The organism is Neobacillus sp. K501 (assembly GCF_053749995.1).
The window spans coordinates 164,238-191,211 of sequence record NZ_JBSLYA010000001.1 but is presented as its reverse complement, the minus strand read 5'-3'; the positions used below and the strand labels follow the sequence as shown (position 1 = coordinate 191,211).

The 26,974-nt window shown below is 38.2% G+C and carries 24 protein-coding genes; 18 read left to right on the top strand and 6 right to left on the bottom strand.

Annotated elements, in window-relative coordinates; genetic code table 11:
• Positions 1 to 64: 64 nt before the first annotated feature.
• The gene (locus ACWM35_RS00915) at positions 65 to 1,399 is read left to right on the top strand and encodes a Na+/H+ antiporter NhaC family protein (protein ID WP_454814578.1); all 1,335 of its coding nucleotides are present in this window, start codon (positions 65 to 67) and stop codon (positions 1,397 to 1,399) included.
• A 116-nt stretch (positions 1,400 to 1,515) separates the two neighbouring features.
• Positions 1,516 to 2,400, top strand: coding sequence for a YitT family protein (locus ACWM35_RS00910; RefSeq protein WP_454814576.1), 885 nt, complete (start codon positions 1,516 to 1,518; stop codon positions 2,398 to 2,400).
• A 53-nt stretch (positions 2,401 to 2,453) separates the two neighbouring features.
• Here ACWM35_RS00910 and ACWM35_RS00905 read toward each other — a convergent pair whose 3' ends face one another.
• The 3 genes from ACWM35_RS00905 to asnA form a co-directional block, all read right to left on the bottom strand.
• The gene (locus tag ACWM35_RS00905) at positions 2,454 to 3,767 is read right to left on the bottom strand and encodes a Na+/H+ antiporter family protein (protein ID WP_454814574.1); all 1,314 of its coding nucleotides are present in this window, start codon (positions 3,765 to 3,767) and stop codon (positions 2,454 to 2,456) included.
• A 181-nt stretch (positions 3,768 to 3,948) separates the two neighbouring features.
• Positions 3,949 to 4,290 carry a hypothetical protein gene (locus ACWM35_RS00900; protein WP_454814572.1) on the bottom strand — a complete coding sequence of 114 codons (342 nt, stop codon included), beginning with the start codon at positions 4,288 to 4,290 and terminating at the stop codon, positions 3,949 to 3,951.
• A gap of 103 nt (positions 4,291 to 4,393) precedes the next feature.
• Positions 4,394 to 5,407, bottom strand: a complete 1,014-nt coding sequence (asnA, locus tag ACWM35_RS00895) for an aspartate--ammonia ligase (RefSeq protein WP_454814570.1) — start codon at positions 5,405 to 5,407, stop codon at positions 4,394 to 4,396.
• 200 nt (positions 5,408 to 5,607) lie between these two features.
• Between asnA and ACWM35_RS00890 the strand changes: the two genes are divergently transcribed.
• The 7 genes from ACWM35_RS00890 to ACWM35_RS00860 all read left to right on the top strand — a co-directional run bounded on the left by ACWM35_RS00890 (position 5,608) and on the right by ACWM35_RS00860 (position 11,830).
• Entirely contained in the window at positions 5,608 to 6,255 is a 648-nt protein-coding gene (locus ACWM35_RS00890) for a hypothetical protein (RefSeq protein WP_454814568.1), read from the top strand.
• A gap of 730 nt (positions 6,256 to 6,985) precedes the next feature.
• Positions 6,986 to 8,428 carry an amino acid permease gene (locus ACWM35_RS00885; RefSeq protein ID WP_454814566.1) on the top strand — a complete coding sequence of 481 codons (1,443 nt, stop codon included), beginning with the start codon at positions 6,986 to 6,988 and terminating at the stop codon, positions 8,426 to 8,428.
• Between the two features lie 80 nt (positions 8,429 to 8,508).
• A complete protein-coding gene (locus ACWM35_RS00880; RefSeq protein WP_454814564.1) occupies positions 8,509 to 8,655 on the top strand; it encodes a hypothetical protein in 147 nt (48 codons plus the stop codon).
• Positions 8,656 to 8,779: 124 nt separating this feature from the next.
• Positions 8,780 to 9,127, top strand: a complete 348-nt coding sequence (locus ACWM35_RS00875) for a PadR family transcriptional regulator (RefSeq protein ID WP_454814562.1) — start codon at positions 8,780 to 8,782, stop codon at positions 9,125 to 9,127.
• Positions 9,108 to 9,746: an HAAS signaling domain-containing protein gene (locus ACWM35_RS00870; RefSeq protein WP_454814560.1), complete on the top strand. Its 639-nt coding sequence runs from the start codon at positions 9,108 to 9,110 to the stop codon at positions 9,744 to 9,746. The genes ACWM35_RS00875 and ACWM35_RS00870 overlap by 20 nt, the downstream gene beginning before the upstream one ends.
• A 72-nt stretch (positions 9,747 to 9,818) precedes the next feature.
• The gene (locus ACWM35_RS00865; protein WP_454814558.1) at positions 9,819 to 11,273 is read left to right on the top strand and encodes a DUF4153 domain-containing protein; all 1,455 of its coding nucleotides are present in this window, start codon (positions 9,819 to 9,821) and stop codon (positions 11,271 to 11,273) included.
• Positions 11,274 to 11,341: 68 nt separating this feature from the next.
• Entirely contained in the window at positions 11,342 to 11,830 is a 489-nt protein-coding gene (locus tag ACWM35_RS00860) for a DinB family protein (RefSeq protein ID WP_454814556.1), read from the top strand.
• Positions 11,831 to 11,874: 44 nt separating this feature from the next.
• Here the strand turns inward: ACWM35_RS00860 and ACWM35_RS00855 are convergent, their stop codons facing one another.
• On the bottom strand, positions 11,875 to 12,669 hold the full coding sequence (locus tag ACWM35_RS00855) for a TIGR00266 family protein (RefSeq protein WP_454814554.1): 795 nt from the start codon (positions 12,667 to 12,669) through the stop codon (positions 11,875 to 11,877).
• Between the two features lie 322 nt (positions 12,670 to 12,991).
• Here ACWM35_RS00855 and ACWM35_RS00850 point away from each other — a divergent pair, with 322 nt between their 5' ends.
• The 5 genes from ACWM35_RS00850 to ACWM35_RS00830 all read left to right on the top strand — a co-directional run bounded on the left by ACWM35_RS00850 (position 12,992) and on the right by ACWM35_RS00830 (position 20,059).
• Positions 12,992 to 14,737, top strand: coding sequence for a SulP family inorganic anion transporter (locus ACWM35_RS00850; protein ID WP_454814552.1), 1,746 nt, complete (start codon positions 12,992 to 12,994; stop codon positions 14,735 to 14,737).
• A gap of 24 nt (positions 14,738 to 14,761) precedes the next feature.
• Positions 14,762 to 15,118, top strand: coding sequence for an ArsR/SmtB family transcription factor (locus ACWM35_RS00845; RefSeq protein ID WP_454814550.1), 357 nt, complete (start codon positions 14,762 to 14,764; stop codon positions 15,116 to 15,118).
• A 282-nt stretch (positions 15,119 to 15,400) separates the two neighbouring features.
• The gene (locus ACWM35_RS00840) at positions 15,401 to 15,601 is read left to right on the top strand and encodes a cold-shock protein (protein ID WP_026575162.1); all 201 of its coding nucleotides are present in this window, start codon (positions 15,401 to 15,403) and stop codon (positions 15,599 to 15,601) included.
• 178 nt (positions 15,602 to 15,779) lie between these two features.
• Complete coding sequence (locus tag ACWM35_RS00835; RefSeq protein WP_454814548.1) at positions 15,780 to 16,925, top strand: exonuclease SbcCD subunit D; 1,146 nt, start codon at positions 15,780 to 15,782, stop codon at positions 16,923 to 16,925.
• Complete coding sequence (locus ACWM35_RS00830; RefSeq protein WP_454814546.1) at positions 16,922 to 20,059, top strand: AAA family ATPase; 3,138 nt, start codon at positions 16,922 to 16,924, stop codon at positions 20,057 to 20,059. Before ACWM35_RS00835 ends, ACWM35_RS00830 begins: the two co-directional genes overlap by 4 nt.
• Before the next feature lie 153 nt (positions 20,060 to 20,212).
• Here ACWM35_RS00830 and ACWM35_RS00825 read toward each other — a convergent pair whose 3' ends face one another.
• Positions 20,213 to 20,530, bottom strand: coding sequence for a hypothetical protein (locus tag ACWM35_RS00825; RefSeq protein WP_454814544.1), 318 nt, complete (start codon positions 20,528 to 20,530; stop codon positions 20,213 to 20,215).
• Between the two features lie 191 nt (positions 20,531 to 20,721).
• Here ACWM35_RS00825 and ACWM35_RS00820 point away from each other — a divergent pair, with 191 nt between their 5' ends.
• The 3 genes from ACWM35_RS00820 (at position 20,722) to selB (ending at position 24,090) form a co-directional block, all read left to right on the top strand.
• Complete coding sequence (locus ACWM35_RS00820) at positions 20,722 to 21,183, top strand: GNAT family N-acetyltransferase (protein ID WP_454814542.1); 462 nt, start codon at positions 20,722 to 20,724, stop codon at positions 21,181 to 21,183.
• A 146-nt stretch (positions 21,184 to 21,329) separates the two neighbouring features.
• Complete coding sequence (coaW, locus tag ACWM35_RS00815) at positions 21,330 to 22,136, top strand: type II pantothenate kinase (protein ID WP_454814540.1); 807 nt, start codon at positions 21,330 to 21,332, stop codon at positions 22,134 to 22,136.
• A gap of 70 nt (positions 22,137 to 22,206) precedes the next feature.
• On the top strand, positions 22,207 to 24,090 hold the full coding sequence (gene selB / locus ACWM35_RS00810; RefSeq protein WP_454814538.1) for a selenocysteine-specific translation elongation factor: 1,884 nt from the start codon (positions 22,207 to 22,209) through the stop codon (positions 24,088 to 24,090).
• A 289-nt stretch (positions 24,091 to 24,379) separates the two neighbouring features.
• Here selB and ACWM35_RS00805 read toward each other — a convergent pair whose 3' ends face one another.
• A complete protein-coding gene (locus ACWM35_RS00805; RefSeq protein ID WP_454814537.1) occupies positions 24,380 to 25,822 on the bottom strand; it encodes a TerD family protein in 1,443 nt (480 codons plus the stop codon).
• A gap of 319 nt (positions 25,823 to 26,141) precedes the next feature.
• On the opposite strand from ACWM35_RS00805, the gene ACWM35_RS00800 reads away from it, so the two are divergent.
• Positions 26,142 to 26,966, top strand: a complete 825-nt coding sequence (locus ACWM35_RS00800; RefSeq protein WP_454814535.1) for a M55 family metallopeptidase — start codon at positions 26,142 to 26,144, stop codon at positions 26,964 to 26,966.
• Positions 26,967 to 26,974 lie beyond the last annotated feature (8 nt).

The window sequence follows — 26,974 nt, the reverse complement described above, 5'->3', positions numbered from 1 at the left end:
ATGACCTCTTCATCTGATGAAAAGAAGAGGTCTTTTTTATGTAGAGAAAGTGAGGGTGTTCATCATGAGCTCAGTCAAAAAAGGTAACCCTTGGGCACTTTTGCCGTTTGTGGTGTTTTTAATTTTATTTATCGGTTCAGGTGTTATGACAGGGGATTTTTATAAATTTCCAGTTATCGTGGCCATTACGATAGCAGCTGCGGTTGCTTTAATGATGAACCGCAAAGTATCATTCAATCAGAAGGTTGATGTTTTTACAAAAGGTGCCGGTGACGCAAACATCATGCTAATGGTTGTAATTTTCCTATTAGCTGGGGCATTTTCTGAAGTGGCGAAAGGGATGGGGGCAGTTGATTCTACGGTCAACCTAGCTTTATCGATCGTTCCTCAAAATTTATTAATGGTTGGCATATTCATCATTGCCTGTTTCATTTCGTTGTCGATGGGGACGAGTATGGGAACCATTGTAGCACTTGCTCCAATAGGCGTTGGTATTAGTGAGCAAACCGATATTTCCTTGGCACTTTCCATGGCAGCAGTAATTGGCGGTGCGATGTTTGGTGACAATCTATCCTTTATCTCGGATACGACGATTGCAGCTGTCAGAACACAAGGAACAAAAATGAAGGATAAATTTAAAGTGAATTTTCTCATCGTGTTACCAGCAGCTGTGGTTACCTGTGTTATTCTCGCTCTTTTAACAATGGGTGAACAGGCGACCATCATAAAAGCTTCCTATGATTGGCTGAAAATTTTGCCGTACCTTTGTGTGTTAATTACGGCATTAGCTGGGGTCAATGTCTTTTTAGTTCTTTCTTTAGGTATTGTGTTCTCTGGAATTCTTGGGGTTTTGGATGGCAGTTATCAATGGATGGATGTCATTCAGAATATTAGCAGCGGAATGGCTGGAATGTATGAAATTTCGTTCTTAGCGATATTAATTGCAGGGATGGTAGCGGTGATAAAACACAATGGTGGAATCGATTTTCTCCTCCACAGTGTCACAAGAAATATTAAATCTAAAAAAGGTGCCGAATTCAGTATTGCCGGACTTGTGGGCTTAACGGATCTCTCCACTGCCAATAATACGATCTCGATTATTATTGCAGGACCACTTGCTAAAAATATTTCGGAGCAATATGGAATCGACCCACGTAGGTCAGCAAGTATCCTTGATGTTTTCTCTTGTTGTATACAAGGGATCATTCCTTACGGAGCACAAATGCTAGTTGCTGCAGGTGTTGCAGGAATTTCACCGGTGAGCATTTTGTCCTATTCCTATTACCCCGTTTTAATTGGTGTGTGTGGAGTTCTTGCGATTTTGACTGGTTTTCCTCGATTTTCAGTAGCTGTTAAGCAAGAAGGAAACGTAAAAAGTGTAAATGAAAAAGTGAGTTAAGAGTATGCGCTGGCTCATGACAGAACCAGCGTATTTTGTTACAGTTCCATTCACTGGCAATTACTACCTCAAGTATGTTATTATTTCAAAATGAAAAATATTGAAGGTGTGATAATGTGTCAGAATTAGTAACTGGAAAAGTGCAACATCGAAAGCTTCCTCTAAGTAGAATAATTCTCCGAACCATTATGATTACACTCGGTGCTATTTTAATGGCTGTAGGCCTCGAAATATTTCTGGTACCTAACAAAGTTATTGACGGGGGAGTAACCGGTATCTCGATCATGCTATCCCATGTTACAGGAATTCAGCTTGGTATCTTTCTATTCCTTTTAAATCTGCCATTTGTCTACTTGGGCTATAAACAGATGGGGAAAACTTTTGCGATTTCAACGGTATATGGAATTATTGTTTTATCTATTTTTACCTCTCTTTTTCATCCGGTACCCGCATTTACAGATGATATCCTCCTAGCGACTATTTTTGGAGGGATGATTCTTGGAATCGGAGTCGGAATTGTAATCCGGAGTGGCGGGGCCTTAGATGGAACCGAAATACTTTCCCTTGTCGTCACTAAAAAAGTTCCATTTTCTGTTGGCCAGATTATTATGTTTATTAATTTCTTTATTCTAGGTGCAGCTGGATTCGTATTTACTTGGGATCGGGCTATGTATTCATTACTTGCCTATGTTATTGCTTCCAAAGCGATTGATACGGTAGTGGCTGGGCTTGAGGAATCAAAATCTGTTTGGATTATTAGTGAAGCGGCAGAACAAATTGGTGATGCAGTAAATGCTCGATTAGGTAGGGGAGTGACCTATTTAAAAGGGGAGGGTGCTTATACCGGTGATGAGAAAAAAGTCATCTTTAGTGTTATCACAAGGCTTGAGGAATCAAAGCTGACAACGATTGTTGAAGAAATAGATCCATCCGCATTTTTAGCAATTGCTGACATCGCTGAGGTTCGGGGTGGACGCTTTAAGAAAAGAGATATCCATTAAAAGGTTATTATTAAAACAGAAAGGGTTGCCTAGAAGGCACCCTTTTTCTGTCTTTATAGAATCATCGCAGCAATCCAGCCGAAGATGATTAATGGTATATTATAGTGGTTGAAAGTGGGAACACACGTATCCCAAATATGATTATGCTGGCCATCAGCATTAAGACCGGCTGTTGGTCCAAGCGTGCTGTCAGAAGCAGGCGAGCCTGCATCACCTAATGCAGCTGCGGTACCTACTAAAGCGATTGTTGCCATCGGGCTGAATCCTAGCTCCAATGATAGGGGAACAAAAATCGTCGCTATGATCGGAATGGTTGAGAAGGATGAGCCAATCCCCATTGTCACGAGCAATCCCACAATAAGCATTAATAATGCACCTAGTGATTTACTACCGCCAATTAGTGATGCTGACTGTTTTACTAACGAGTCAACATCTCCCGTTTCCTTCAAAACATCGGCAAATCCAAATGCAGCGAGCATAACAAATCCGATGAATGCCATCATTTTCATACCATTCGTTAAAAGTTCGTCTGCTTCCCGCCATTTAATTGCTCCGCTAATATAAAGGATGAGAATCCCGGTTAAAGCTCCGATGATCATCGAATCTACTATTATTTGAATGGTTAATGCACCAACAATGGAAATGATCGCGAAAATAATTCCCTTCTTGGAGTAAACCGCTTTTTCTAACTCAAGTATGGCTTTATCCTTATATTCTCTTGGTTTTCGGTAAGTGATAAAGATGGCAATAAGTAAACCAATCACTAAACCTGCAGTAGGAATAATCATTGCAATCGGAATGTCGCTCATATTAACTTTTAATCCGCCATCTTCCATATTCGTAGCTAAAATTTCGTGAAATATTTTTCCAAAACCCACTGGAAGTAAAATATATGGTGCAGTTAATCCAAATGTTAATACGGAAGCAATTAACCTGCGATCCAACTTTAATTGATTCATTAACGTTAGGAGTGGGGGAATCAAGATTGGAATAAAAGCAATATGGATTGGAATCACATTTTGAGAAAAACATGCCATTAGTAAAATAGAAAAAACGATAATGACTTTGGAATAGGCTTTCCCTTTAGAATCACCTTTCTTTTGTACAATTCCTAAAACCCATTCTACTAATAGATTTGGTAACCCTGTTTTAGAAATGGCAACGGCAAAGCCTCCTAATAATGCGTAACTTAAGGCAACTTCCGCACTGCCACCTAATCCGTTTGTGAAAACTTCAATGGTCTTATCTATGGTTAGTCCGCCTGTTAATCCTCCAACAAGAGCGCCGATAATTAAAGCTAGTACTACATTCACGCGCATAAGGCTTAAGATTAACATGACAAAAACGGCAACTAAAACTGCATTCATTAAGGTGTTCCCCTCTCGGTGCTTTATTATGCTAAATTGGTAGAGTGTTAAAATCTATTTACTAAAATACCATACTAGCAAATTTATTGTCAATATAAAAAATGTCATACCTATAGGAATAACGTAGGAATGGCATTACATAAAAAATCTAGAACACACCATGCATGTTCTAGATTTTCATTTATTTTTTTTCAGTTTTTTTGTCGTTCTGTTTATCACTTAATCCGCGATAAATTTGGGTATACATGCTACCTTCAACAATATTTTCTAAGAAAAATGGACCGATTAGTTCTAAATACTCTTCGTCTTCAAACATTTTTTTGTTTTGTAGTTCCATCTCCGCCAAGCCTTCATATGTAGAGAGAAGGGCGTAAGTATGATCTTCTCCAGATATAGGGGTTAAGATCTCAACATGATGGTTATAATTCTCGTTTCTAAACTTCTTGATTTCTCTTAAATTGTCGATACCTTCTTTAAATTTATCTTGTTTTACGATAAAGGTTTGATAAATATAAACCGTCATACTATATGTCCCCCCGAAAAAAGATTTCAAACATATGGATAGATTACCCAAAATTTTGCTTTTCATTCCTATGATAGAAGTGGGGGGATTGGATTAGAAAATCCTATAAGAGTGTTATGTTTGCTTTTTTACATTCCTCGATAATTTGTTCATTCCAAACAGATACTTGCACTTCTCCAATATGAGCCTTCTTTAAGAAAAACATACAAATTCTTGATTGACCAATCCCGCCGCCAATGGTATAAGGCAGGTCCTTATTAAGGATTGCTTGATGGTATTCCAAGTTTACCCGTTGCTCGTTGTTGGAAACCTTTAATTGACTCAATAATGCTTTTTCATCGACACGAATGCCCATAGAGGAGACTTCAACTGATTTTTCTAAGATAGGGTACCAAAAAATAATATCCCCATTTAGCGTCCAATCATCATAGTCAGGAGAGCGGCCATCATGTTTTTCTCCTGATAGTAGATCCCCACCGATTTGCATAATGAAGACTGCACCGTATTCTTTGGCAATGGCATCCTCTCTTTGTTTAGCCGTTAATTTAGGATACCGATCCTCAAGTTCTTGTGAAGTAATAAAATATATTTCTTCTGGTAAGATTGGTGTCAGTGCTGGAAACTGTTGAAACAAATAGCTTTCTGTATTTTTGAATACACGATAGATTTGTTGTACTTCTTTTTTTAAGGTTTCTAAGGATCGTTCTTGTTTTGTAATGATCTTTTCCCAGTCCCATTGATCGACATAAATGGAATGAAGGTCATCCAAAATTTCATCTCTTCTAATCGCATTCATATCTGTGTAAAGACCTTCGTGAAGATTAAATCCATATCTACCGAGAGCCATACGTTTCCATTTAGCAAGAGATTGGACAATTTCGATATTTGCATCTTTAATATCTAATGCTCCGAACGAAACGACTCGTTCGACTCCATTAAGGTCATCATTAATTCCTTTACCTGATGAAATCATTATTGGCGCAGACACTCGTGTTAAATTTAGTGCTTCAGCCAGACTTTTTTCAAAATAGTCCTTTGTCTTTTTTATCGCAATTTCTGTCTGTAATAAATCTAATTTTGAATCATAACTTTTGAGTCCTGTTTGTGAATTCTGCATGTTAAGTCCCTCCAAAAAATTGTCCAAAGTAAGTAGCTAATGCCCCTGGAATATTCTGAAATTATAGCAAACAAAGTTATTTTCTGTCACTATAAAAAACATTTTAAAAATGAGTTTTAACCGGAGGAACGTATCCTGCATACTGTGGATAATAATGAAATCAACTAATCTTTCGTAATGAGAAAGGAGTACTTAGTTAAATGGAAATCAATACCTATAATGAATTAATGCGTCAATTTATCGATGAAGCTAATGAAATCAAAGAAAGTTATGATAATGCAAAAGAAACCTTGTTCAAACAGCATGAGAAAGCGTTAAGACGATTTAATGAAATTCAATCCCAGTTCAAAGAATTCGAGATCGCCTATAAACTTGGTGAAGTCGATGAAGAGGATTTTATTGAAGCACAGAAAGAATATGAACGAGTTGAAAACACTGTTGTCGAAACAGGTTATAGACTGGATGAGATTGAACTTTATAAAAAAGAATTACTAATGAGTGTACTTGTAAAACAAAATGATCTAAGACAGACTTACAAAAAGGAATTAGCTGTGGAAACAGATAAATTAAGACTCCAATTAATGAAAGCCAAATATGAATTTCTAAAACTTGCTGTAGAATTGCGCAAATCCTATAATAAACTTAGTTATGAAGAGTATTATCATGAAAAATTAAAAAAAGACCTTGGACTCCCTTCGGAGGTAAAGGAATTAAATGCTTTTCAAGCTCTTGCACCATCCATTCTAGATGAAGGGGCTGGCATATCCTTTCGGGAGTTAACACATGCTCTTTACTTTGGCATGCTTCCAGAAGAACTAAAAATGGCAATAGAAGAGAAAGAAAAATAAAACACAAACCCTTCATCAATAAATTTGGTGAAGGGTTTGTGTTTTTTAAAAGATAAGAAAGTTTAAAATTTGACTTTGAGAATTGTCCAGCTCCAGAGCCTAGGGGCTCGGGTCATAAGCCAATCCGTCAAGAAGGTTAAAAAGCAACCTTCACGCCGGCTCGTCTTATACCTGTCGCCCCTGACCAAGGCGCTTCCGCTTTTCTTATAATTCCCAATCTGAAAAGGAACCGCTACCTTGACAGCTGGGGCATTCCATCGAATTGAAGTAAGCAAACTCATTGTAGGGATAGACAGTAAATCCTCTGCCATAACAATCAGGACATTTATCCTGATCTCTCATTTGGGAGATATGATTTTGTTGTCTCGTTTCTCTCCATTGATTAAAAGAATTAATCAATCCCACATTATTCACCTCAAATAATTTTTATAAATATTATGATATAATAATTGTATTTTTATACTTTCAATTGATAGATTCCTGAATTCGTTTGCCTACATTATTTCCTTAATCCTTAGATCTTAGAGCTGCCAAGATTTCACCACCTATTTTTTTATGAATTTTTATGTATTTGGGCAAATAATGGGGATTAATAAGAAAAAAAATATTATTGCGAATATTAGTCTTATCGATTAGACTAACTATTGTGACAAAATAATGAACGTGTATCATTGTTTTTTGTCAATGAAATGGAAGCGTATACATTCGTGAGGAGATTGGGGGAAATTAAATGAATTTACCTGAAAACAATGAAACACATGAACTGAAACGAACAATGAAGTCTAGACACTTATTTATGATTTCACTTGGAGGGGTAATCGGATCAGGTCTTTTCTTAGGTTCAGGCTATACCATCAGTGAGGCAGGACCGATGGGGGCGATTCTGTCTTATCTTGTTGGCGGCTTTATCATGTTTTTAACCATGCTTTGTCTCGGAGAATTATCGGTAGCTATGCCGGTATCTGGTTCGTTCCAAACCTATACGACGAAATTTATAGGACCGGGGACAGGGTTTGCACTTGGGTGGCTATACTGGTTAGGTTGGTCAGTAACCGTTGCCTTAGAGTTTCTGGCAGCTGGACAGCTTATGGAAAGATGGTTTCCTGATACACCAATTTGGATATGGAGTGCCATTTTTGCTGTTCTGTTATTTTCGCTTAATGCTCTTTCAGCTAGGGCGTTTGCTGAATCAGAATTCTGGTTTTCAAGTATAAAAATTTTAGCCATTCTTCTATTCATTGCATTGGGTGGAGCAGCTATGTTTGGATTCATTGATTTGAATGGTGGACAAGATGCCCCATTCTTAGCTAATTTTACCGCACATGGACTGTTACCAAATGGTTTTACTGCTTTAATTATTACGATGATTGCCGTAAACTTTTCATTCCAAGGAACGGAATTAATTGGGATCGCGGCAGGTGAAAGTGAAGAACCTGAAAAAACCATTCCAAAATCAATTAGACAAACAGTATGGCGTACACTAGTGTTCTTCGTTTTGGCGATTTTTGTTGTGGCTGGCTTAATTCCAATGGAAAAAGCAGGCGTAGTAGAAAGCCCATTTGTTGTGGTATTCGATAGTATCGGAATTCCTTATGCCGCAGATATTATGAATTTTGTTATTTTGACAGCGTTATTATCTGTCGGTAACTCTGGACTTTATGCTGCAACTCGGATGTTGTATGCGATGTCGAAAGAAAAAATGGCTAGTCCCGCGCTAACGAAGGTCAATAAGCGGGGAGTTCCGTTTAATGCTTTGTTATTAACAATGAGTATTGCTTTATTATCTCTTCTTTCTGGGTTTTTTGCTGCAGAAACAGTCTTTGTATGGCTTTTATCGATTGCCGGTCTCGGTGCTCAAGTGGGCTGGATTTCCATCACAGCATCGCAAATTGCTTTCCGTAGAAAATTCATCCGGGAAGGGGGCAGAGTGGAGGATCTTAAATTCAAAACACCTCTATATCCAGTTCTGCCAATCATCGCCTTAACATTAAACATCATTGTTTTATCAAGCTTAGCCTTTGATTCAGACCAACGTTTAGCACTTTATCTTGGTGTGCCATTTGTCATTGCTTGTTATTTGATATATCATTTCCGAATCAAAAAGAATCGCGAGCAGGACGGAATGGGCGAACAAGAAATTCAATTACAATCAGATAAAAAAATGGCTATATAGTGCAAATGAAAAACGCTCAATTGAGCGTTTTTTTTTGATAATTGGTGGAGATTTTCAAATACTATGGAAGAGGTGATACTATGGGAAAATGGAATGAACAAGCTGCACCAAACAATAATCTGCCACCGAAAACAATTAAATCATCAGACATGCTATTGGGAGAAAAAGCAGAGCATGAATTCTCTGAAGAATTATCTGATGGTGGAGAAAGAGATAAATTCATTTAAAGTCAAACAAAGAATCCAAAACGGAGTGACGCTTAATTCGTCACTTCTTTTTGTTTTTATTTTACAAAAGAATTAAAGTATTGTAGAATTTCTATGTACCTAATAATTCTAGGTAGGTGAAACGATGTTTAATCGGGAATTAGTAAAAGGAAGTACGTCGCTCATTTTGCTCCAGCTATTAAATGAAAGAGACATGTATGGCTATGAATTAGTCAAAGAATTAGAGAAACGCAGTGATCATGGCTTAAGCGTAAAAGAAGGTACCCTGTATCCAGCATTGCACAAGCTTGAAAAACAGGAGTATATCGAATGCTATTGGCAGGAGCAGGAAAAAGGACCGGCACGGAAATATTACCGGATCACTGAAGCGGGAAAAGAAGTTCTACATGAAAAAACCCGTGAATGGCAGGACTTTGTAAAAGTAATGAACAAGGTAATTGGGAGAACGAAGCATGGTACAGCCGAAGAATAGGTTTTTAAACGAGCTTTCCAAAGGGCTCGGAAATCATCAAGATAAAGAAAATATTCTTCAAGACTATGAGGCCCATATCGATGAAATCTTACTTGAATTTATAGATTGTGAAGATGATGACTTCATCATGGAACGGATTGTTTTAAGGGTTGGAAGCCCGTCAGAAATCGCTGACATGTGGAGAGAGGAGCTTTCCGTTACACCGAGTAGAATGAAATGGGTATTTATCATTTTAAATATTCTATTCTTTGGGGGTGGAAGTCTTCTAACATTGTTCCATAACCTATATGATTGGGACTGGCTGACAATCGTTTGGAGTCACTTAACAGCAATACCCACGATAATTGCACTTATTTATATGTTCTTTTGGGCATTGCTTGGTTATGAAATTGGAAAAGGGTTTGGCCATGGAGGCAGGAGATTGTTAAAAAAGACTTTTTTATTATCATTAGTTCCGAACCTTATCCTTATGCTTTTAACGGTTTTTCAAGTAATCCCGCATTCATGGTTTGCACCACTTTTAACAAAAACATTTATTACAGCTTGTATCATCTTTACCTTGTTTCTGTACCCAATTAGCTTAATAGGGTATCGCTGGGGGAAGAAGGCTTCGATATGAGCACTTTTTTTACTCAAATACATAGAAAAACTATGTACATAGAATTACAAAGTAATTTAGGGGGTCCTTGTAATGAAGATAAGCAAATCGGATTGGATATTTTTACTATTATGCTTGGTGCTAGGAATCGTGGCGGAAGAGTCCTTTCTTCGAGCTGAAATAGGTATTTCCTATTTGGTATTTACCATTGTTCTATATGGCATCTTTTTTTGGCGGTATCGTGGCTTTACCTTTTCACATCAACGTTTTGGCTATTTACTTATCATCTGTATTTGGCTGCTATCAGCCAGTTATTTTATCAATGATGTTCCATTTTTCTATGCACTGAATATATTAGTCATTCCTTCATTGGTTATTTTTCATCTTGTGTTAATAACTAGCCCAAGAAACTTACTATGGAATAAACCTGTATTTATTGTCTATTTATTTACAAAAATATTTGATGCTTTGAAATACAATATTGGCATTACATCCTTATTGGGAAAAGGGCTAAAACAAGGAATGGACGAAAGTAAGTATCAGCTTTGGAAAAAAGTATTGATGGGTGTAGTAATTTCATTACCAGTTTTATTTGTAGTTTTGCAATTACTTATGTCTGCTGATAGCCAATTTGAACGGATGATAGGTGGAATCCCACAATGGTTTAAATATGTGGATGCTGAAATTGTTGGTCGTACCATTGCTGTTTTCATTTATACTTTTGCTTTCTTTGGGTTTATTCAGGTTCTTTTCCAAAAACAAACCAAGGTGACCAAGCATCTTGATTCTTCACAACACTTTCAGTTAGATGCCATTATCAGCATCACAGTCCTTGTCATCATAAATTCGGTTTATGTGTTATTCACGATTGTCCAATTTACATATTTTTTTAGTGGTACACTTCAAGGAGATTTTACCTTTGCAGAATATGCGCGAAAGGGATTTTTTGAACTCGTGTTTGTGACGCTAATTAATTTATCGATTATCGTCTTTGTCCTTACCTTTATGAGGGGGATTTCTGGAATAATGAAGCGGTTGACGCAAAGTTTGTTGACGATTTTGATCCTTGCAAGCGCCATCATGTTAAGCTCAGCATTTATACGCTTGAGTATGTATGAAGAAGCATACGGCTATAGTTTTATACGTGTCATGGCACACTCATTTATGATTTTTCTTACGGTCATTTTTATGTATACGCTAATCAAAATTTGGATGGAAAGGCTATCCTTATTCCACTTTTATTTTATTTGTTCGTTACTCTATTACACTACGATGAGTGTTATCGATGTTGAAAAAATCATCGTAAAGAAAAATATCGAGCGCTATGAACAGACTGGAAAAATTGATATCAACTATCTAAATAGTCTCGCATTCACGGGAGTGGTTGGCTTGATCGAACTATATGAAAAAGAGGAGAATATCCCTGGGTTAAAAGAAATTCTCATAGAAAGAAAAAACATGGCAAAAGAACAAATTCCAGCATGGCAGTCATATAATCTTAAAAGAGAACAAGCAAATGAAATGCTGAGTGAATTACAACTAGAATAGAAACTTTCCGTTTGCCCATCCGTCTATTTTTATAGGGAATAAGGTCAATATGAAAAGGAGTGTTCATTATGAATCGGAAAGATGTAATTCTTGAACAATTTTTGCTGTGTGATTCGAAAAATGGCTGGTTTGTTTCATTTAAAAGTGCAGTTGCGGAATTGAATGCTGAGCAGGCGACATGGAAAAATACGGAGACTGAAAATTCCATAAGGGAAATCATCAGTCATTTAGTATTTTGGAATGAACGTTATTTAAATCGCTTTAAGGGTATTCCCATTCAAAAAATGGAAGGGGATAATGATTCCACTTTTGATGCACTAAATGATGTAGAGTGGAATAAAAGCATAGAACGTTTTCATGCTGTAATGAAAGAATGGTATCAAACGATTCAACTTGCTGATGAGGAGAAGCTTGATCAACAAGTTAGTGAGGATTCGAAGGGGAGTTGGTTAGAAACATTGACGAGTATTACCCTTCATAATGCGTATCATATTGGACAAATTGTAACAATTCGAAAACTCCAGGGTTCATGGAGGAAAGAAATCGGGGTTAGTTAAATGAAAACCGGACTCATTTTTTGAGTCCGGTTTTTGGTTCTTTATTAATCACCGTTAAACATTTCAAAAATTCCTTTAGCAATGCTGCCTTCGTCTTTTCCGCCACCACGATTTGGCGCTGCTGCAAAGACACGGCTCGCAAGTCGGCTAAATGGCAGTGATTGAATCCAAACAGATCCAGGACCTTTCAGGGTTGCAAAGAATAACCCTTCACCACCAAATAGAGCTGTCTTAACACCCTTAACAAATTCGATATTATAATCAACTCCGCTTGTCATGGCTACTAAACAGCCTGTATCGACTCGGAGTGTTTGTCCTGGCAAAAGTTCTTTTTTTGTAATCGTACCGCCAGCGTGAACAAACGCCATTCCATCGCCTTCAAGCTTTTGCATGATAAAGCCCTCACCGCCAAAGAAACCGGCACCGATTTTTCGTTGAAACTCAATTCCAACTGAAACCCCTTTAGCTGCGGCAAGGAAAGCATCTTTTTGACAGATAATTTTACCACCTAATTCACTTAGGTCCATTGGTATGATTTTTCCTGGGTAAGGTGAAGCGAAGGAAACATGTTTTTTTCCAGCTCCTTGATTGGTGAAGGCTGTCATAAATAGGCTTTCGCCAGTAATGACGCGTTTCCCAGCACTAAATAATTTACCCATTATCCCGCTCCCGCCACCATGACCTGAACCATCACCAAAGATGGTTTCCATATGTATGTCATCTTCCATCATCATAAAACTTCCTGCTTCTGCTATGACCGTCTCTTGGGGATCGAGTTCGACTTCAACAAACTGCATATCATCTCCATAAATCTTATAATCGATTTCATGGTTATTCATCCTAAATCCCTCCACTCATGTTATACCTATATTTTAAAGGATTTAGGAAAAAAGTGCTAATTTTTAGAAAAGAAATAAAAAAGACGTCTGTAGGAACAGACGTCTTTGCGTATTGAGGCGAAAAACCACACTCCACATAGTGCGCTCCAAAAAGGAATGTTTCTCGACTTACACAATTCAGCTCATCGCTTAATTAATATAACATAGTCCGCTAGGAAAAAACAACTGGTTTATTTTTGAAACAAAAGTATTGATTATTATTTCATATTATTCTATATTCAAATAATCAGATATACAAATTAAAAACGTAAGAAGGGTTTATATGTTTAGTGACAAAAGATTCCATCAATATTCCTTAAGAAGTGTGCCAAAAGATGTCCTGTCAGGCCTCATTGTTGGTGTCATAGCCATTCCGCTTGGAATGGCGTTTGCGATTGCTTCTGGGGTAAAGCCAGAGTATGGGATCTATACGACAATTGTAGCGGGAATCCTTATCTCCCTGTTTGGCGGTTCCAAATATCAAATTGGGGGTCCGACGGGTGCGTTTATTCCGATATTATTTGGAATCGTTATGACTTACGGATATGAAAATCTACTAATTGCGGGTTTTTTAGCCGGTGTCATGCTGTTATTAATGGGAATTTTTAAACTAGGTTCATTAATCAAGTATATTCCTAAACCGGTAACCATCGGATTTACCACAGGAATTGCAGTCACGATTTTCACTGGACAAATTGCTAGTTTCCTAGGACTAACAGGGATAAAGAAACATGAAGAGTTTATCAAAAATCTTCAAGAAATTTTTGTGCATTTGGATTCTCTTAATCTTTTAAGCATCTTAACTGCCGTTATATGTTTAGTGACGATTGTCCTGACGCCTAAAATTGCTCCAAAGGTTCCCGGTCCCTTGCTGGGTTTAGTGATTTCTACGTTAGTTGCTGCTATTTTTTTTCCTGATCATGTGGCAACCATTGGTACAGCATATGGTCAAATACCAAGTGCTTTACCACATATCCAAATTCCTGATGTGAATTTGGATATGATTATCCACCTGTTAAAGCCAGCGTTTGTTATCGCCATGCTTGGAGGAATTGAATCATTGCTTTCAGCGGTAGTGGCAGATGGGATGACCAATAGTCGTCATAATAGCAACAAAGAACTGATTGGTCAGGGGATTGCCAATATGATTACCCCATTATTTGGAGGTATTCCGGCAACGGGCGCCATCGCGCGTACAGCGACGAATATCAAGAATGGAGCCGTATCACCGTTATCAGGTATTATCCATGGGGTAGTTGTTTTGCTCGTCTTGTTGTTTTTTGCTCCTTTTGCCTCCTATATTCCATTAGCAAGTATGGCACCAATCTTAATGGTTGTTGCTTGGAATATGAGTGAAAGAAAAGTGTTTGCCCATATATTTAAAACAAAATCAACTGATTCTCTTGTTCTCGTAGTCACGTTTTTGCTTACTGTTTTTGTAAATTTAACAACTGCGGTAGAAGTTGGTTTAGTAATGGCTGCCATCTTGTTTACTAAGAGGATGAGTGATCTGATGATTACGGCAAAGGCATTGCCTAATCCGAAGCATAAGCATGCTAAGGTTGAGACCCAAATTGTGTCTGACAGCCATGATTGTCCACAAATCAGTATCTTTAATGTGGAAGGCCCACTATTCTTTGGTGCTGCCCAAACATTTGAACAAACCATCATGAGTACGATTAATTATAACCCTAAGATTCTCCTCTTACGAATGAGCAGGGTTCCATTTATGGATACAACCGGGGAAGCAAACTTAGCGAGTATTGTGTCTCATTTTTCAAAAAATGGTATAGTTATCATATCAGGAATAAATGAACAACCGAAAAAGGTTCTGTTAAAGACAGGATTATATGAAGTGATTGGCCAAGAGCATTTTTTCGAACATACAGGTGATGCCATTCAGTATGCCCTTGCACAACTTGATAAAAATAAATGTCTTGGCTGTAAACACTTTGCCTTTAGGGAATGTAAGAAGCTAGCGACATCTGAAACAAGGGAAGCCAGCACGAAACTAACAGCTACCTACTAGAATTTGAACAAGGAAGTGAAACGATTGAATCTTGAAATGCAGCAATTTAAGGCGGAATTTTTTAAAGCACTTGCTCATCCATTGAGAATCCGCATCTTAGAGCTTCTGTCTGAGGGGGATAAAAATGTGAATGAAATACAAACCCTTGTAGGCAGTGAAGGATCTGCTGTGTCACAGCAGTTAACCATTTTACGAGCAAAAAACATTGTTTCAGGTACAAAAGAAGGAAATAAAGTGATTTACACACTAAAAGACCCAATGATCATTGAACTTCTAGCTGTAGCCCGGCAGATTTTTAACAACCACCTAGTTGATACAATAACGATATTAGATAAATTCAAAGATGACGAAGAAGAAGTACCATCAGTGACGAAAAACTAGTTTCCCACCGTCAAAAATAGCAGTTTAAGAGAACCATTTTTTGATTTGGAAAAGTAGGGAAAAAGATGAAAATACAGGCATTTTGCTTGGATTAATCTTGACAATCTAGCTAAAAAATGTTAAATTTTATACAGCCGTTGCACGAGATTAGATTTATGCTACAAAGCTTGTTCAAAGTTTTAACCGAAGTTTGGATGAGAAAGTGAAAGTAAAGCTATCACGTTGTAAATTGGTGAATTTTACAAGTGGCTTACCTTTAAGCCAATAGGAGGATTTTTTTACATGAAAAACGGTAAAGTAAAATGGTTCAACTCTGAAAAAGGTTTCGGATTCATTGAAGCTGAAGACGGAAACGATGTATTCGTTCACTATTCTGCAATCCAATCTGAAGGTTTCAAAACTTTAGAAGAAGGTCAAGAAGTTTCTTTCGAAGTAGTTGAAGGAGCTCGTGGACCACAAGCTGCTAACGTAACTAAGAAATAATTAATGAAACCACCTATAACAGCCCGGCCAATGTGTCGGGCTGTTTTTTGCTGTTTTACAGCTTTCATTCTTTCATAATATCCCCATTGTTCCTTTATTTTCTTAGTTTTCCACCCTCTATAAAGTTAGTATTTTGCTATAATAGTATCATTCGAGTTTAAAGGATGAGGTGAATCGTATGAAATTTATCCATACTGCTGATTGGCATTTAGGTAAGCTCGTTCACGGTGTGTATATGACAGAAAACCAGCGCGAAGTACTCAACCAATTTGTTGATGTCGTGGCAGAAGAAAAGCCGGATGCTGTCGTGATTGCTGGTGATTTATATGACCGATCTGTGCCGCCAACAGATGCTGTTGAACTGTTAGATGAAATTCTTTTTAAAATAAATGTCGAGCTAAAGACTCCAGTCGTTGCAATTGCTGGGAATCATGATAGTGCGGAGCGCCTATCATTCGGTAGCTCGTGGTATAAACATAGTCAATTTTATTTGTCAGGGAAATTATCTACTAGCTTTAAGCCTGTACAGGTTAACGGTGTGAATTTTTATTTAGTCCCATATGCTGAGCCTGGTATTGTTCGCCAGCTGCTTGACGATGACTCGATTCATTCTCATCACGATGCGATGAAAGCAATGGTCGGCAAAATGGAGGAAACGTTAAATCCTAATGAACCTAATGTACTTGTTGGACATGCTTTTGTGTTAGGTGGACAAACCACGGATTCGGAGCGGATATTATCTGTCGGTGGTTCCGGTTGTGTAGGGGCAGAAGTGTTTGAGCCGTTTTCCTACACAGCACTTGGCCATTTACACAGTCCAGAGGCCATTAAACATGAAAAAGTGAAATATTCTGGATCGTTATTAAAATATTCATTCTCAGAAGCGAAGCAAAATAAATCGATTTCGATTATTGAAATAGACGATAAAGGGAAATTTACTCATCGTTATCGTTCGTTGGTTCCGACCTATGATATGCGCGAACTTGAGGGTCATTTGGAAGAATTATTAGATTCGCAATTTTTTGAAAAACAAAGACTGCATGATTATTTAAAAGTCACCCTACTAGATGAAGGGGCATTGATTGACCCAATTAATAAATTGCGTCAGGTGTATCCGAATGTCCTCCATCTTGAGCGGAAAATTGATGTGACGGACATGAAGAAAAAGCAATCTTTTAACATTACGCAAAGTGAAAAAAAGTCAGAGCTTGACCTGTTTGAGCAATTTTATGCTGAAATGACTACCTCTGATTTTACGATAGAGAAAAAGGATGCAATGGCAGATGTCATTGAAAAAGTGTTGCGTGAGGAGGGTGTTAAGTGAAACCTTTAAAACTGAAAATGCAGGCATTTGGTCCATACGCAGATGTTGAAATCATTGATTTCACGGAACTGGGAAATCGAACGATGTTTGTGATATCTGGTAAAACGGGCTCAGGTAAGACAACCATTTTTGATGCGATCAGTTATGCCATTTATGGGAAAGCGAGCGGTGAGGACCGTAATGGACCAGAGCTTCGCAGCCAATTCGCCAAAGAGGATTTGCCAACTGAGGTTTCGCTTGATTTCTCACTCCGTAACAAAGTATATTCGATTATCCGTTCGCCGCAACAGCCGAAAAAGAAAGAAAAGGGCGAAGGATATACAACGCTTCCTGCTAAAGCGGAACTCTATAATTGGGATGAGCAGGGTGAGAAGCAACTAATAGCTTCTAAAATTAATGATGTTGAGGAAAAGATTAAAGAAATTATGCTGATTGACAGCAATCAATTCCGGCAGATCTTAATGATTCCCCAAGGAGAATTCCGCAAGCTGTTAACATCTGATAGTAAGGACAAAGAAGTTATATTGCAACGATTGTTCCACACTCAGATCTATAAAATGGTGGAAGAAAAGCTCAAGGTCGAAGCCAATGAGTTGAAAAAGTCAGTGGAGGACCAAGTACAAGCTAGAAATGAAGCGATTCGACGGATTCAGGCAGAAACGAACCTCGAATTGAAAAGCTTATTAGATGCTGACAGTGTCAATGACACGATCATCATGCCATTATTAAAAGAAGAAATTACGAGTTTATCAGACCTGATCGATAAAATGGTTATCATATTAAAAGAAAAAGAACAGGAACAAGATGTTCTTAAAGGAAAGCTTTTTGAAGCGGAAGCCATTCTAAAAGACCTGCAAACGAAAGAAGATTTAACACAACAAAAAAATCAGCTTGAGCAACAGGCAGATTTATATGTGGAAAAAGAGAAGCAGGTACAACTAGCACAAAAAGCAGCGGTTTTAGCCAAGCAAGAAGAACTTTGCCATCGCTTAAAACGAGAAGTAGATCAGGTACAAGCAAATGTCACTTCGATTCAGGCAGAAATTGACCGCTTAACTGTTGCGGTGGAGCAGGACGAAGAATTACTGCAAATTGAACTTAATCGTGAAGAAGAGCGGAAAGCTGCACAGGAAGAAATGAATCGTTTAGTTAATATGAAAGAAGATGTATATTCATTTTCTGCTTTAGTAAAAAAGGCAAGAATGCTAGAGGCTTCACTAAAAGCGACAAAGGAAAAGCAGTTTTCAGCGGAGAGAAATTTAGAAGGTTTGGAAGAACTGTTTAAAAGCCTACAACAAAAAAAGACAGAAATAGAGACAGGGAAAATCACATATATAGAGAATGAGAGACAAGTTGAAAAGCTGCAGGGCGAGCTAGACCGTCTTGAAAGGTATGAACTGTTCCTTGATCGTCAACAAAAGGCTGAACAAGAGCTAAAATTAAATACGTTAAAATATGAAAATACCTTAGCTAGATGGAATGATGCAAAGGCGCTTTTAGAAGAATTGGAGAACAAATGGCTTCATGGCCAGGCATCGCTCCTGGCAGCTAGATTACAATCAGGTGAAGCTTGTCCGGTTTGTGGTTCAGAGCATCACCCAGCACCAGCTGTTTTGGCAGGTTCCGAAATTCCTACGGAAGAGGATTTAAAGGCAGCAAAAGAGCAAGCTGCTGTTTTTGAAAAAGAAAAATCGGCTGCTGAATCAAAGTTTTTCGATAGCAGATCTGTTGAACATACCCAACGGGATGCTGTAGCCGAAATGTTACTGGAAATTCGCATTCACCGTCCAGAATTTACAGATTTCGATTTACAGGATGTGAAATCTGAGGCTATAACTAGGAAAAATCTATTGATAGAAACACAAAATAAGCTAGCTCAACAAATTAACCAGTTTAACAAATTAACCTTGGAAATAGAGAAAACTGAATCTGAAAAAACGAAGCTACAAAAAGATATCCAGCAATTTGCTGTCGAAGTGACCGATTTAACGGTACAGTTCACAGAAAAGAAAACAGAAGTAATGAGATTGATAAAGGTCATACCAGAGAATCTCCGCTCTGAAGCTGAATATGAAAAGTCGGTAGCAGCCTCAATAAAACAGTATGAGATGCTCTTGAAAAAGCTAGATGGGGCAAAACAGCGGGTTCAAGCTGGAAAAGAAAAGCTATCAGGGGAAACAGCAAGATTACAGGATGCGAAGAAGTATCATGAAGCGAAACAAACAGAACTTCAAACCGAAAGAGAACTTTTTATCAATAAGCTTTCAGAACAAGGGTTTGAAAATTATGGGGTATATAACGGTTCTAAGAAATCAGAATCTGAAGTCCAAGCGCTTGAAAATCAAATCCGCGGTTATCGTGAAGAGTTCCGTTCTGTGACGGATCGTTTGAAAGAATTAACGGAACGATTAAACGGCGTGAAAACTCCAGATGTAGAAGGTTTAAAAACTAAGCTTGGAAATCTTGGTGGAGAAATTGAGGAACTGAATCAGCTGCGGACAGATCTAATTGTGAAAAAGCGGGATAATGAAGCGATTTATCAGCGGGTTGAACAATTAAATGAACAAATGAAGGTTCTAGAGGTAAGATATAAGCTTATTGGTCATCTATATGAGATTGCCAAGGGGCAAAACACGTATCGGATTACGTTTGAACGTTACGTCCTCGCTGCCTTTTTAGATGATATTTTACGAGAAGCAAATGGAAGATTGAGAAAAATGACTTCTGGCCGCTTCCAGCTCCTTAGGAAAACGGACCGCTCTAAAGGAAATGTTCAAAGCGGTTTAGAGCTGCTTGTATATGACCAATATACAGGTCAGGAACGTCATGTGAAAACATTGTCGGGTGGGGAAAGTTTTAAAGCAGCATTATCTTTAGCTCTGGGTCTTGCGGATGTTGTCCAAAACTATGCTGGTGGAGTATCGTTGGAGACGATGTTCATCGATGAGGGCTTTGGCACGCTTGACCCTGAATCACTAGACCAGGCGATTGAAGCATTGATGGATATCCAAAGCAGTGGCCGCTTAGTAGGAATTATCTCCCATGTTCCAGAATTAAAAGAGCGGATCGATATCAGACTCGAGGTCATAGCAGGTCAAACTGGAAGTAGAACTGAATTTATTTTTACAACCTAATATTGAATAAGAGCTTGAGTGACCGGAAATCGAAAAACTGAGGTAGTTCGATCATAATTCATTTTTTGAAACTACCTCCCAACAAAATAGCAATAATTACGGAAAACCAAAAGAAGAGTAGTCCCCTGCTAATAACTAGAGGACTACTCTTTCTTAAATAGCTTTAAAATTAGGAAATGGGTATTGTGCTTCTGCAAGAGAGGAAAGACTGGTGAGCTCCGCAACAGACATAATCTGCTTCCACACTCCCTTTACTTTTTCAGAAAGATGTGCTTGATCTATCGCCTCAGGTGACTTCCATTCCGCTATTTCAATGATTGTTCCATCTTCAGCCTGAAGGGTTAATAACTCTAGATCTGTAAGTAAACCTTCTTCACGTAAGACGGGAATATGTCCTTTTAGGATTTCTTTTAATTCTAATTCTTTACCAGGTTGTGGTCGATAAAGTGCCATAAAAACTAATGCCGACATACAAACACTCCTTCATTTTTTCTTAATGATACTTCATTATTCGTTTATTTCAAATAGAATGGTTTTATCTGATAACCTATGATGTTAAGCGGGCAGAATATTTTTCTTCCCAAATTAACTAATTATTGTTTACAATTAAATATAAAGTTAATAAATGTGCTAAACAATGATTATGAAATTGGGGTTTTAATATGATAAAAATAGTAGACTTTCAGAATGATAATCTTATGAAGGAATTATTTGGTCTTCAAAAAATCTCTTATATTATAGAGGCGAAATTGATTGATTATTATGAAATCCCTCCTCTAAAGGAGACATTTGAAGAGTTCTTAGATTGCGGTGAAACGTTTTTAGGGTACTGGGAGGATGATGAGTTACTTGGAGCTTTATCCTATACTATCGAAAAAGAAGTTTTAACGATTTGCCGGATGATCGTACATCCGAATCATTTTCGAAAGGGAATAGCTCAACAGTTATTAACAGCGGCTGAGGAGAAAAATGCTAAAATACAAGTTTATCACGTATCAACAGGCAAAGATAATTTTCCTGCGAAAAAGCTTTATCAAAAAAATGGTTATGTATTAATAGAGGATATTGAAGTGGAGCCCGGATTTTTTATCAGTAATTTTGAAAAAAATAAGACCGTCAATTAAAATTTATCCTCTAAAGGGAAGATTCACACTGAATCTTCCTTTTAATTTGCAAAAAACAAAGTAGGTTTGTATAGAAGAAGGAAATTTATTTTCCCCTGTCAAATTATTAATAAAACAATTTGATTAAAGGTATTGGGGGGAAGGGTATGCAACAAATAAAAGCAGGAATTGATGCTGGGGGTTCATTAATAAAGATTGTTTTTGCCGAAAATGAGAGAATGCACTTTAAAAAGTATTCAATTAATGAAATGGACCAAGCGATTACATGGTTGAAATTGGTGGCACCTTCCGTAAAAGTCGTTATAACTGGGGGAAGGGCACATGCTATTCAGAAAAAACACTTTCCTCAATCGATGATTATTCCAGAATTCCAGGCAACCTGTGAAGGGGCGAAGGTGTTCTTAGCAGAAGAAAAGAAACAACTTACAGAACCATTCTTACTGGTAAATATTGGTACAGGGACATCTTGGCATGTTGTTAAAGGTGATAAACAGGTAAGGATTTTAGGAAGTGGACTCGGTGGTGGAACATTTACGGGCCTTGGCTCATTATTATCCTCTGCAAAGGACTTTAGGTTGCTGTCAGTGCTGGCAAATGAGGGCGATAAAGGGAATGTAGATGTACTGGTAAAAGATATTTATGATGCCGGTGAAACACCGATTAATGGAGATTTAACGGCGGCAAACTTTGCGAAAGGCAGGAAAGGAAATCATACTGAAGCGGATCGGATTGCATCCCTTAATAATATGATCGCTGAAAATATCATATTATTAACGATGCAGGCAGCTAGTATTCATGAAGTACAAAATGTAGTCTTTATCGGTAGTACTCTTGCTGGTAATCCATCTTTAAGGAAAGGCTTAGAAAGTTTCTCCGAAATGGTGGGGTTAACATCTATTTTTATCGATAAGAGTGAATACTGTGGGGCAATGGGAGCTTTCCTATCTTTCTAAAAATGTTCGCTTGAACAAAGTGGTTATTAAAGATAAAGTTAATAGGAAGACGATAAAGTAGGTGGCAATCTTGGAAAAAAGATATTTTACTATTGGAATGGCCGGACATATTGACCATGGAAAAACCTCTTTAACGAAAGCCCTAACCAATGTTGATACCGACCGCTTAAAGGAAGAGAAAGAACGTCAAATCTCAATTGAGCTTGGATTTGCTCCATTATATGAAGATCATGAAATTCAAATCTCAGTCATTGATGTTCCTGGACATGAACGGTTTATCAGGCAAATGATTGCAGGTGTAGCTGGGATCGACCTCGTTGTTCTTGTTGTAGCAGCAGATGAAGGAGTCATGCCGCAAACAAGGGAACATCTTGATATTCTTAAATTCCTTGGTGTGAAAAATGGAATTATCGCTATCACGAAGATTGACCGAGTAGATCAGGAATTTATCGAGCTGGTAAAGGATGATATTTTAACAGAATTAACAGGAACTGTTTTTGAGGGAGTACCTTTTGTCTTAGTGGACAGCCTCTCAAAAAAAGGTATTGAAGAAATAAAAGAGCTCATTATTAACACACTGAAAGAAAAAGAGATGCGTGATGCGAAAGGAGCGTTCCGCCTCCCTATTGATCAGGTTTTTACCGTTAAGGGGCAGGGGACAGTCGTCCGGGGCACTGTTTATGAAGGGTCGATAGAAGAAGGACAAGCACTAAAAATTATGCCAAAAGGTTTAGAAGTGAAGGCAAGGCAAATTCAGGTTCATCATCAACCTGCACAAAAGGCTTACGCAGGTCAGCGAACGGCGATTAATCTAGCGGGTATTTCTAAGGAAGAAATAGAACGAGGGGATGTCCTAGTTTCTTCAGAACATTTTATTGTCACTAAAACAGTGGATGTCGCGATTCGTGTTGTCGAGGATCTTGAACATATTGTTAAACAACGAATGCCTGTTAAGCTCCATATAGGAACAGCAGAAGTAATGGGACGAATTGTTTTCTTTGATCGAAATGAAGTAAAAGAAGAAAATGGTGAAATTCTTTGTCAGCTTCGTTTGGAGGAGGAGATCCTCACAAAACGTGGTGATCGTTTTATCCTGCGGCGCCCAAGCCCGCAAGAAACCATCGGCGGTGGCTGGGTGATCGATCCCCGAGGGGATAAATATCGATTTGGTAACGAGACGATAGAAGAATTAGAGAAGAAAAAAGAAGGTACACCAAGAGAACGGGTAACGGCAGCTTTATTTGAAGCTAAAAGCTTATCGTTAACAGAATTAATCAAGCGGACTGCGCTTGATAAAGCCGCTCTCGAAGAATTATTAGAGGATGGAGATTTTGTCTTTTACAATCGTAAAGAGTATACTTTGCAAATGTTAATTCATACGATTGAAGAGGATATTTATGATCGAATCCAGGAATTTCATCAAAAGCATTCAATGAGATTGGGGATAAATAAAGCAGAGCTTTTGCAGACAATGCAATCTAGGTTCCCGAAATCATTGCTGGATTTTGTCATTGAGAATAGTATATTTAGTGGGGTTCTTCATAAGAGAGAACAATTTGTGTCAATCGCAAACTTCCATCCGCATGTACCAAAAAGCTGGCAGAAGCGGACAGAAAATCTCCTAGAAGAATTGAAGAATGATGGCTTAAAAGTTCGCTATTATAAAGATTACATAGCCGCTTCTGGTATTCCTAATCATCTGGAGGTTGATTTACGAAGATTTCTTGAGGAGCAAGAGCTGGTGATCCAGTTGGATGAACAATTTGCCTATCACGGAGAAATCTTCATGCAAGCCGTTGAAAAACTTCGCAAAAACACCGGTACAGAGTTTGAAGTAGGAGATGCCAAAGACATTTTGGATCTTTCGCGGAAATATATGATACCTTTTCTAGAAAGACTAGACACTAAAGGTCTTACAAAGCGTAATGACAATAAACGAGTCTGGCAAAATTAAGCTCAAGAAACCTCAATCCAATGTTGATTGAGGTTTCTTCTTAAAAGATAAAGATAAAATTCCACTTCGAGAATTGTCCAGCTCCAGCACCCTAGCGGCTAGTGTCCTTCGCTCTCCGCCCTACGATAAGTCAAGCACGAATGCGCTAACGCTCTTCGTGTTTCCTTTATCTCAGTTGGAGCGCTCCATAAAGGAAGGATTCGTAAGCATTGGCATCGCACGAAGGAAAAGCGTTTTTCTTTTTCGAGGAGGCCATACGCCGCTGGCCAGGGCGCTTCCGCTTTTCTTATTATGAAAGAAATTCTCCTGGGTTTAAGCCAAGTTCGCGGCAGATATCACTTACCATTTGCATTTCATTATGATCGAAATTGCCATCTGCATAACCAATTGCGATACAATAGCGAGCGACCAATCTTGCTATTTCTGGCTTGGATCTAATCTTACCAAGAGCACGAAACGCTTCTGCACGGCCAATCATCCGATCCATTTCAATCCGAGACACAAAGTAATTAAATCGTTGAATCACCTTATTTGTATCAAAGACTCGCAATTCCTCACTGGAATGAACGAATTCCATCATTTTCTGGCGTTCAGTGGCATCCAAGTAACCATCAGCCATTGAAACTAATGCACAGGCAGCCACAACGGCCTCAAGAACGTCCTGACTCTTATACTTATTAAATAATTCTTGTGCTTTTCTCTTTTGCTGGTTCGCCCACTCGGCATAATCGGTTTGATTTGGTGACCAGGAATTTCCGCAGCTGTTACAAGTGAACTTTAATTGATTTTTGCCGATGAACCCTCCAAGTAAACCGACCGGCCCAAGGATTAACCCGCCAATAGCTGCTTTTCCAAGACCAAAGCCTTTTTGTCCTGTCCGGACATTAGATGAATGACAGCGCGGACAATGGATATTATCTCCTCCATAGGATCGATTAGAAGAAGAGGATGGATGAGTCTGAGTAGGATATCCATATGCTGGCTGAGAATAGGATGATTCCGGCTGCAGGTGAATCCGCTGTGGCGGCTGGTTTTGCTGATATGAATTATTTTGATATTGATTTGATTGAAAGCCATTGTTCGTAAATGCACTGTTTTGGTTATTATTTTGATTCTGTTGGAACGGCTGTGATGGTGGAGTAGGTACAGCCGGAGGATCATCAACCGTTACACCAAAGTTACGGCATAATGCTGCTAAGCCCCCCTGGAAACCACTGGCAATGGCATTAAACTTCCACTCACCATTGTGTCGATATAACTCTGCCGCCACAATGGCGGTTTCAACAGTAAAATCTCTTCCTAAGTTAAATCGCATTAATTCCTCATTGGTCTGTGGATTGAAAATTCGGACAAATGAGTTAGAGATTTGTCCAAAATTTTGTCCTTTTAATTGCGCATCATGAATCGTAATGGTGAATGCTATCCGATGGATATGGGCTGGAACTCTGTTTAATTCAATTTTAATTTGTTCGTCATCTTGGGCACCGTAACCATCGCGGTTATCGCCACTGTAAATAATCGAACCATTTCCACCAGACGGGTTATTATAAAATATAAAATCTTGATCACTTTGAACCTTTCCAGTTTGCCCTAATAAAAATACTGAGGCATCTAAGTCAAAATTAGCCCCATTTTGGCTAATATCCCAGCCCAAGCCCACAACCACATTTTGTAATCCGGGATTAGATTTTGTTAAATCCACTTTTTGTCCTTTGCTTAGAGTTACACCCAAAACCTTCACTCCTATCCAATTTTGTCTACCAATCGAGATGATATGTTTATTATGTATCGAAAAAATATTTCTTTCAAACGTATTGGTTATTCTTTTAAACAATACGAGTATAGAAACATTAAGTTTCAATTTTTTAAGTAAAATTTTGCCTCGTATTTTGATTGAGCGTAAGTCGGGCAGCTTGAATCAACGATTGAAAAGGTAATCCCCCCTTTATGTAACGAATGTTGACATGGAATTTTAAAAATTATTTGAAAAAATCGAAATTTTGAATTATAATTGTAAGAAAATTATAAAAAGTTGAAAAGGGGTGCATTTATTGAAATTATACATTTCTGTTGATATGGAAGGAATAACGGGTCTTGTTGACCATACCCATGTTGATTCCAACAAACATAATTATGAACGAAGCAGAATCATTATGACAGATGAAGCAAATCATGTCATCTCTGCCGCTTTTGAAAATGGTTGTAAAGAAGTTGTTGTGAATGACAGTCATTCCAAAATGAATAACCTTTTAATAGAACGACTTCATCCTGAAACACAACTCATTACCGGGGATGTTAAACCTTACTCCATGATACAAAGTTTAGATGATTCATATACGGGTGCGATTTTTGTAGGTTATCATGCACGTGCATCACTAGCTGGTGTAATGTCCCATTCGATGATTTTTGGAGTTCGTAATATGTACATAAATGATGTTACTGTCGGAGAATTAGGTTTTAATGCTTATGTTGCAGGATACTTTGGTGTTCCGTTATTAATGGTAGCAGGTGATGATCGAGCAGCCATCGAAGCAGAGCAACTCATTCCTAACATAACAACCGCTGTCGTGAAAGAATCCATCTCACGGTCTGCAGCAAAATCACTAACTCCGAAGAAGGCTGGGGAGCTGCTTCGCGAAAAAACAGCCTATGCTTTAAGAAATAAAGAAAATTTGAAACCGCTTACTCCGCCGGACCGACCGCTTTTAGCGATTGAGTTTGCTAATTTCGGCCAAGCTGAATGGGCTAATTTAATGCCAGGAACTGAAATTGTACCAGGAACCACCATCGTCCGTTTTCAAGCGAAGGATATATTGGAAGCGTACCAAGCCATGCTGGTAATGACTGAATTAGCAATGCGAACTACATTCTGTTAGGAAGTGGG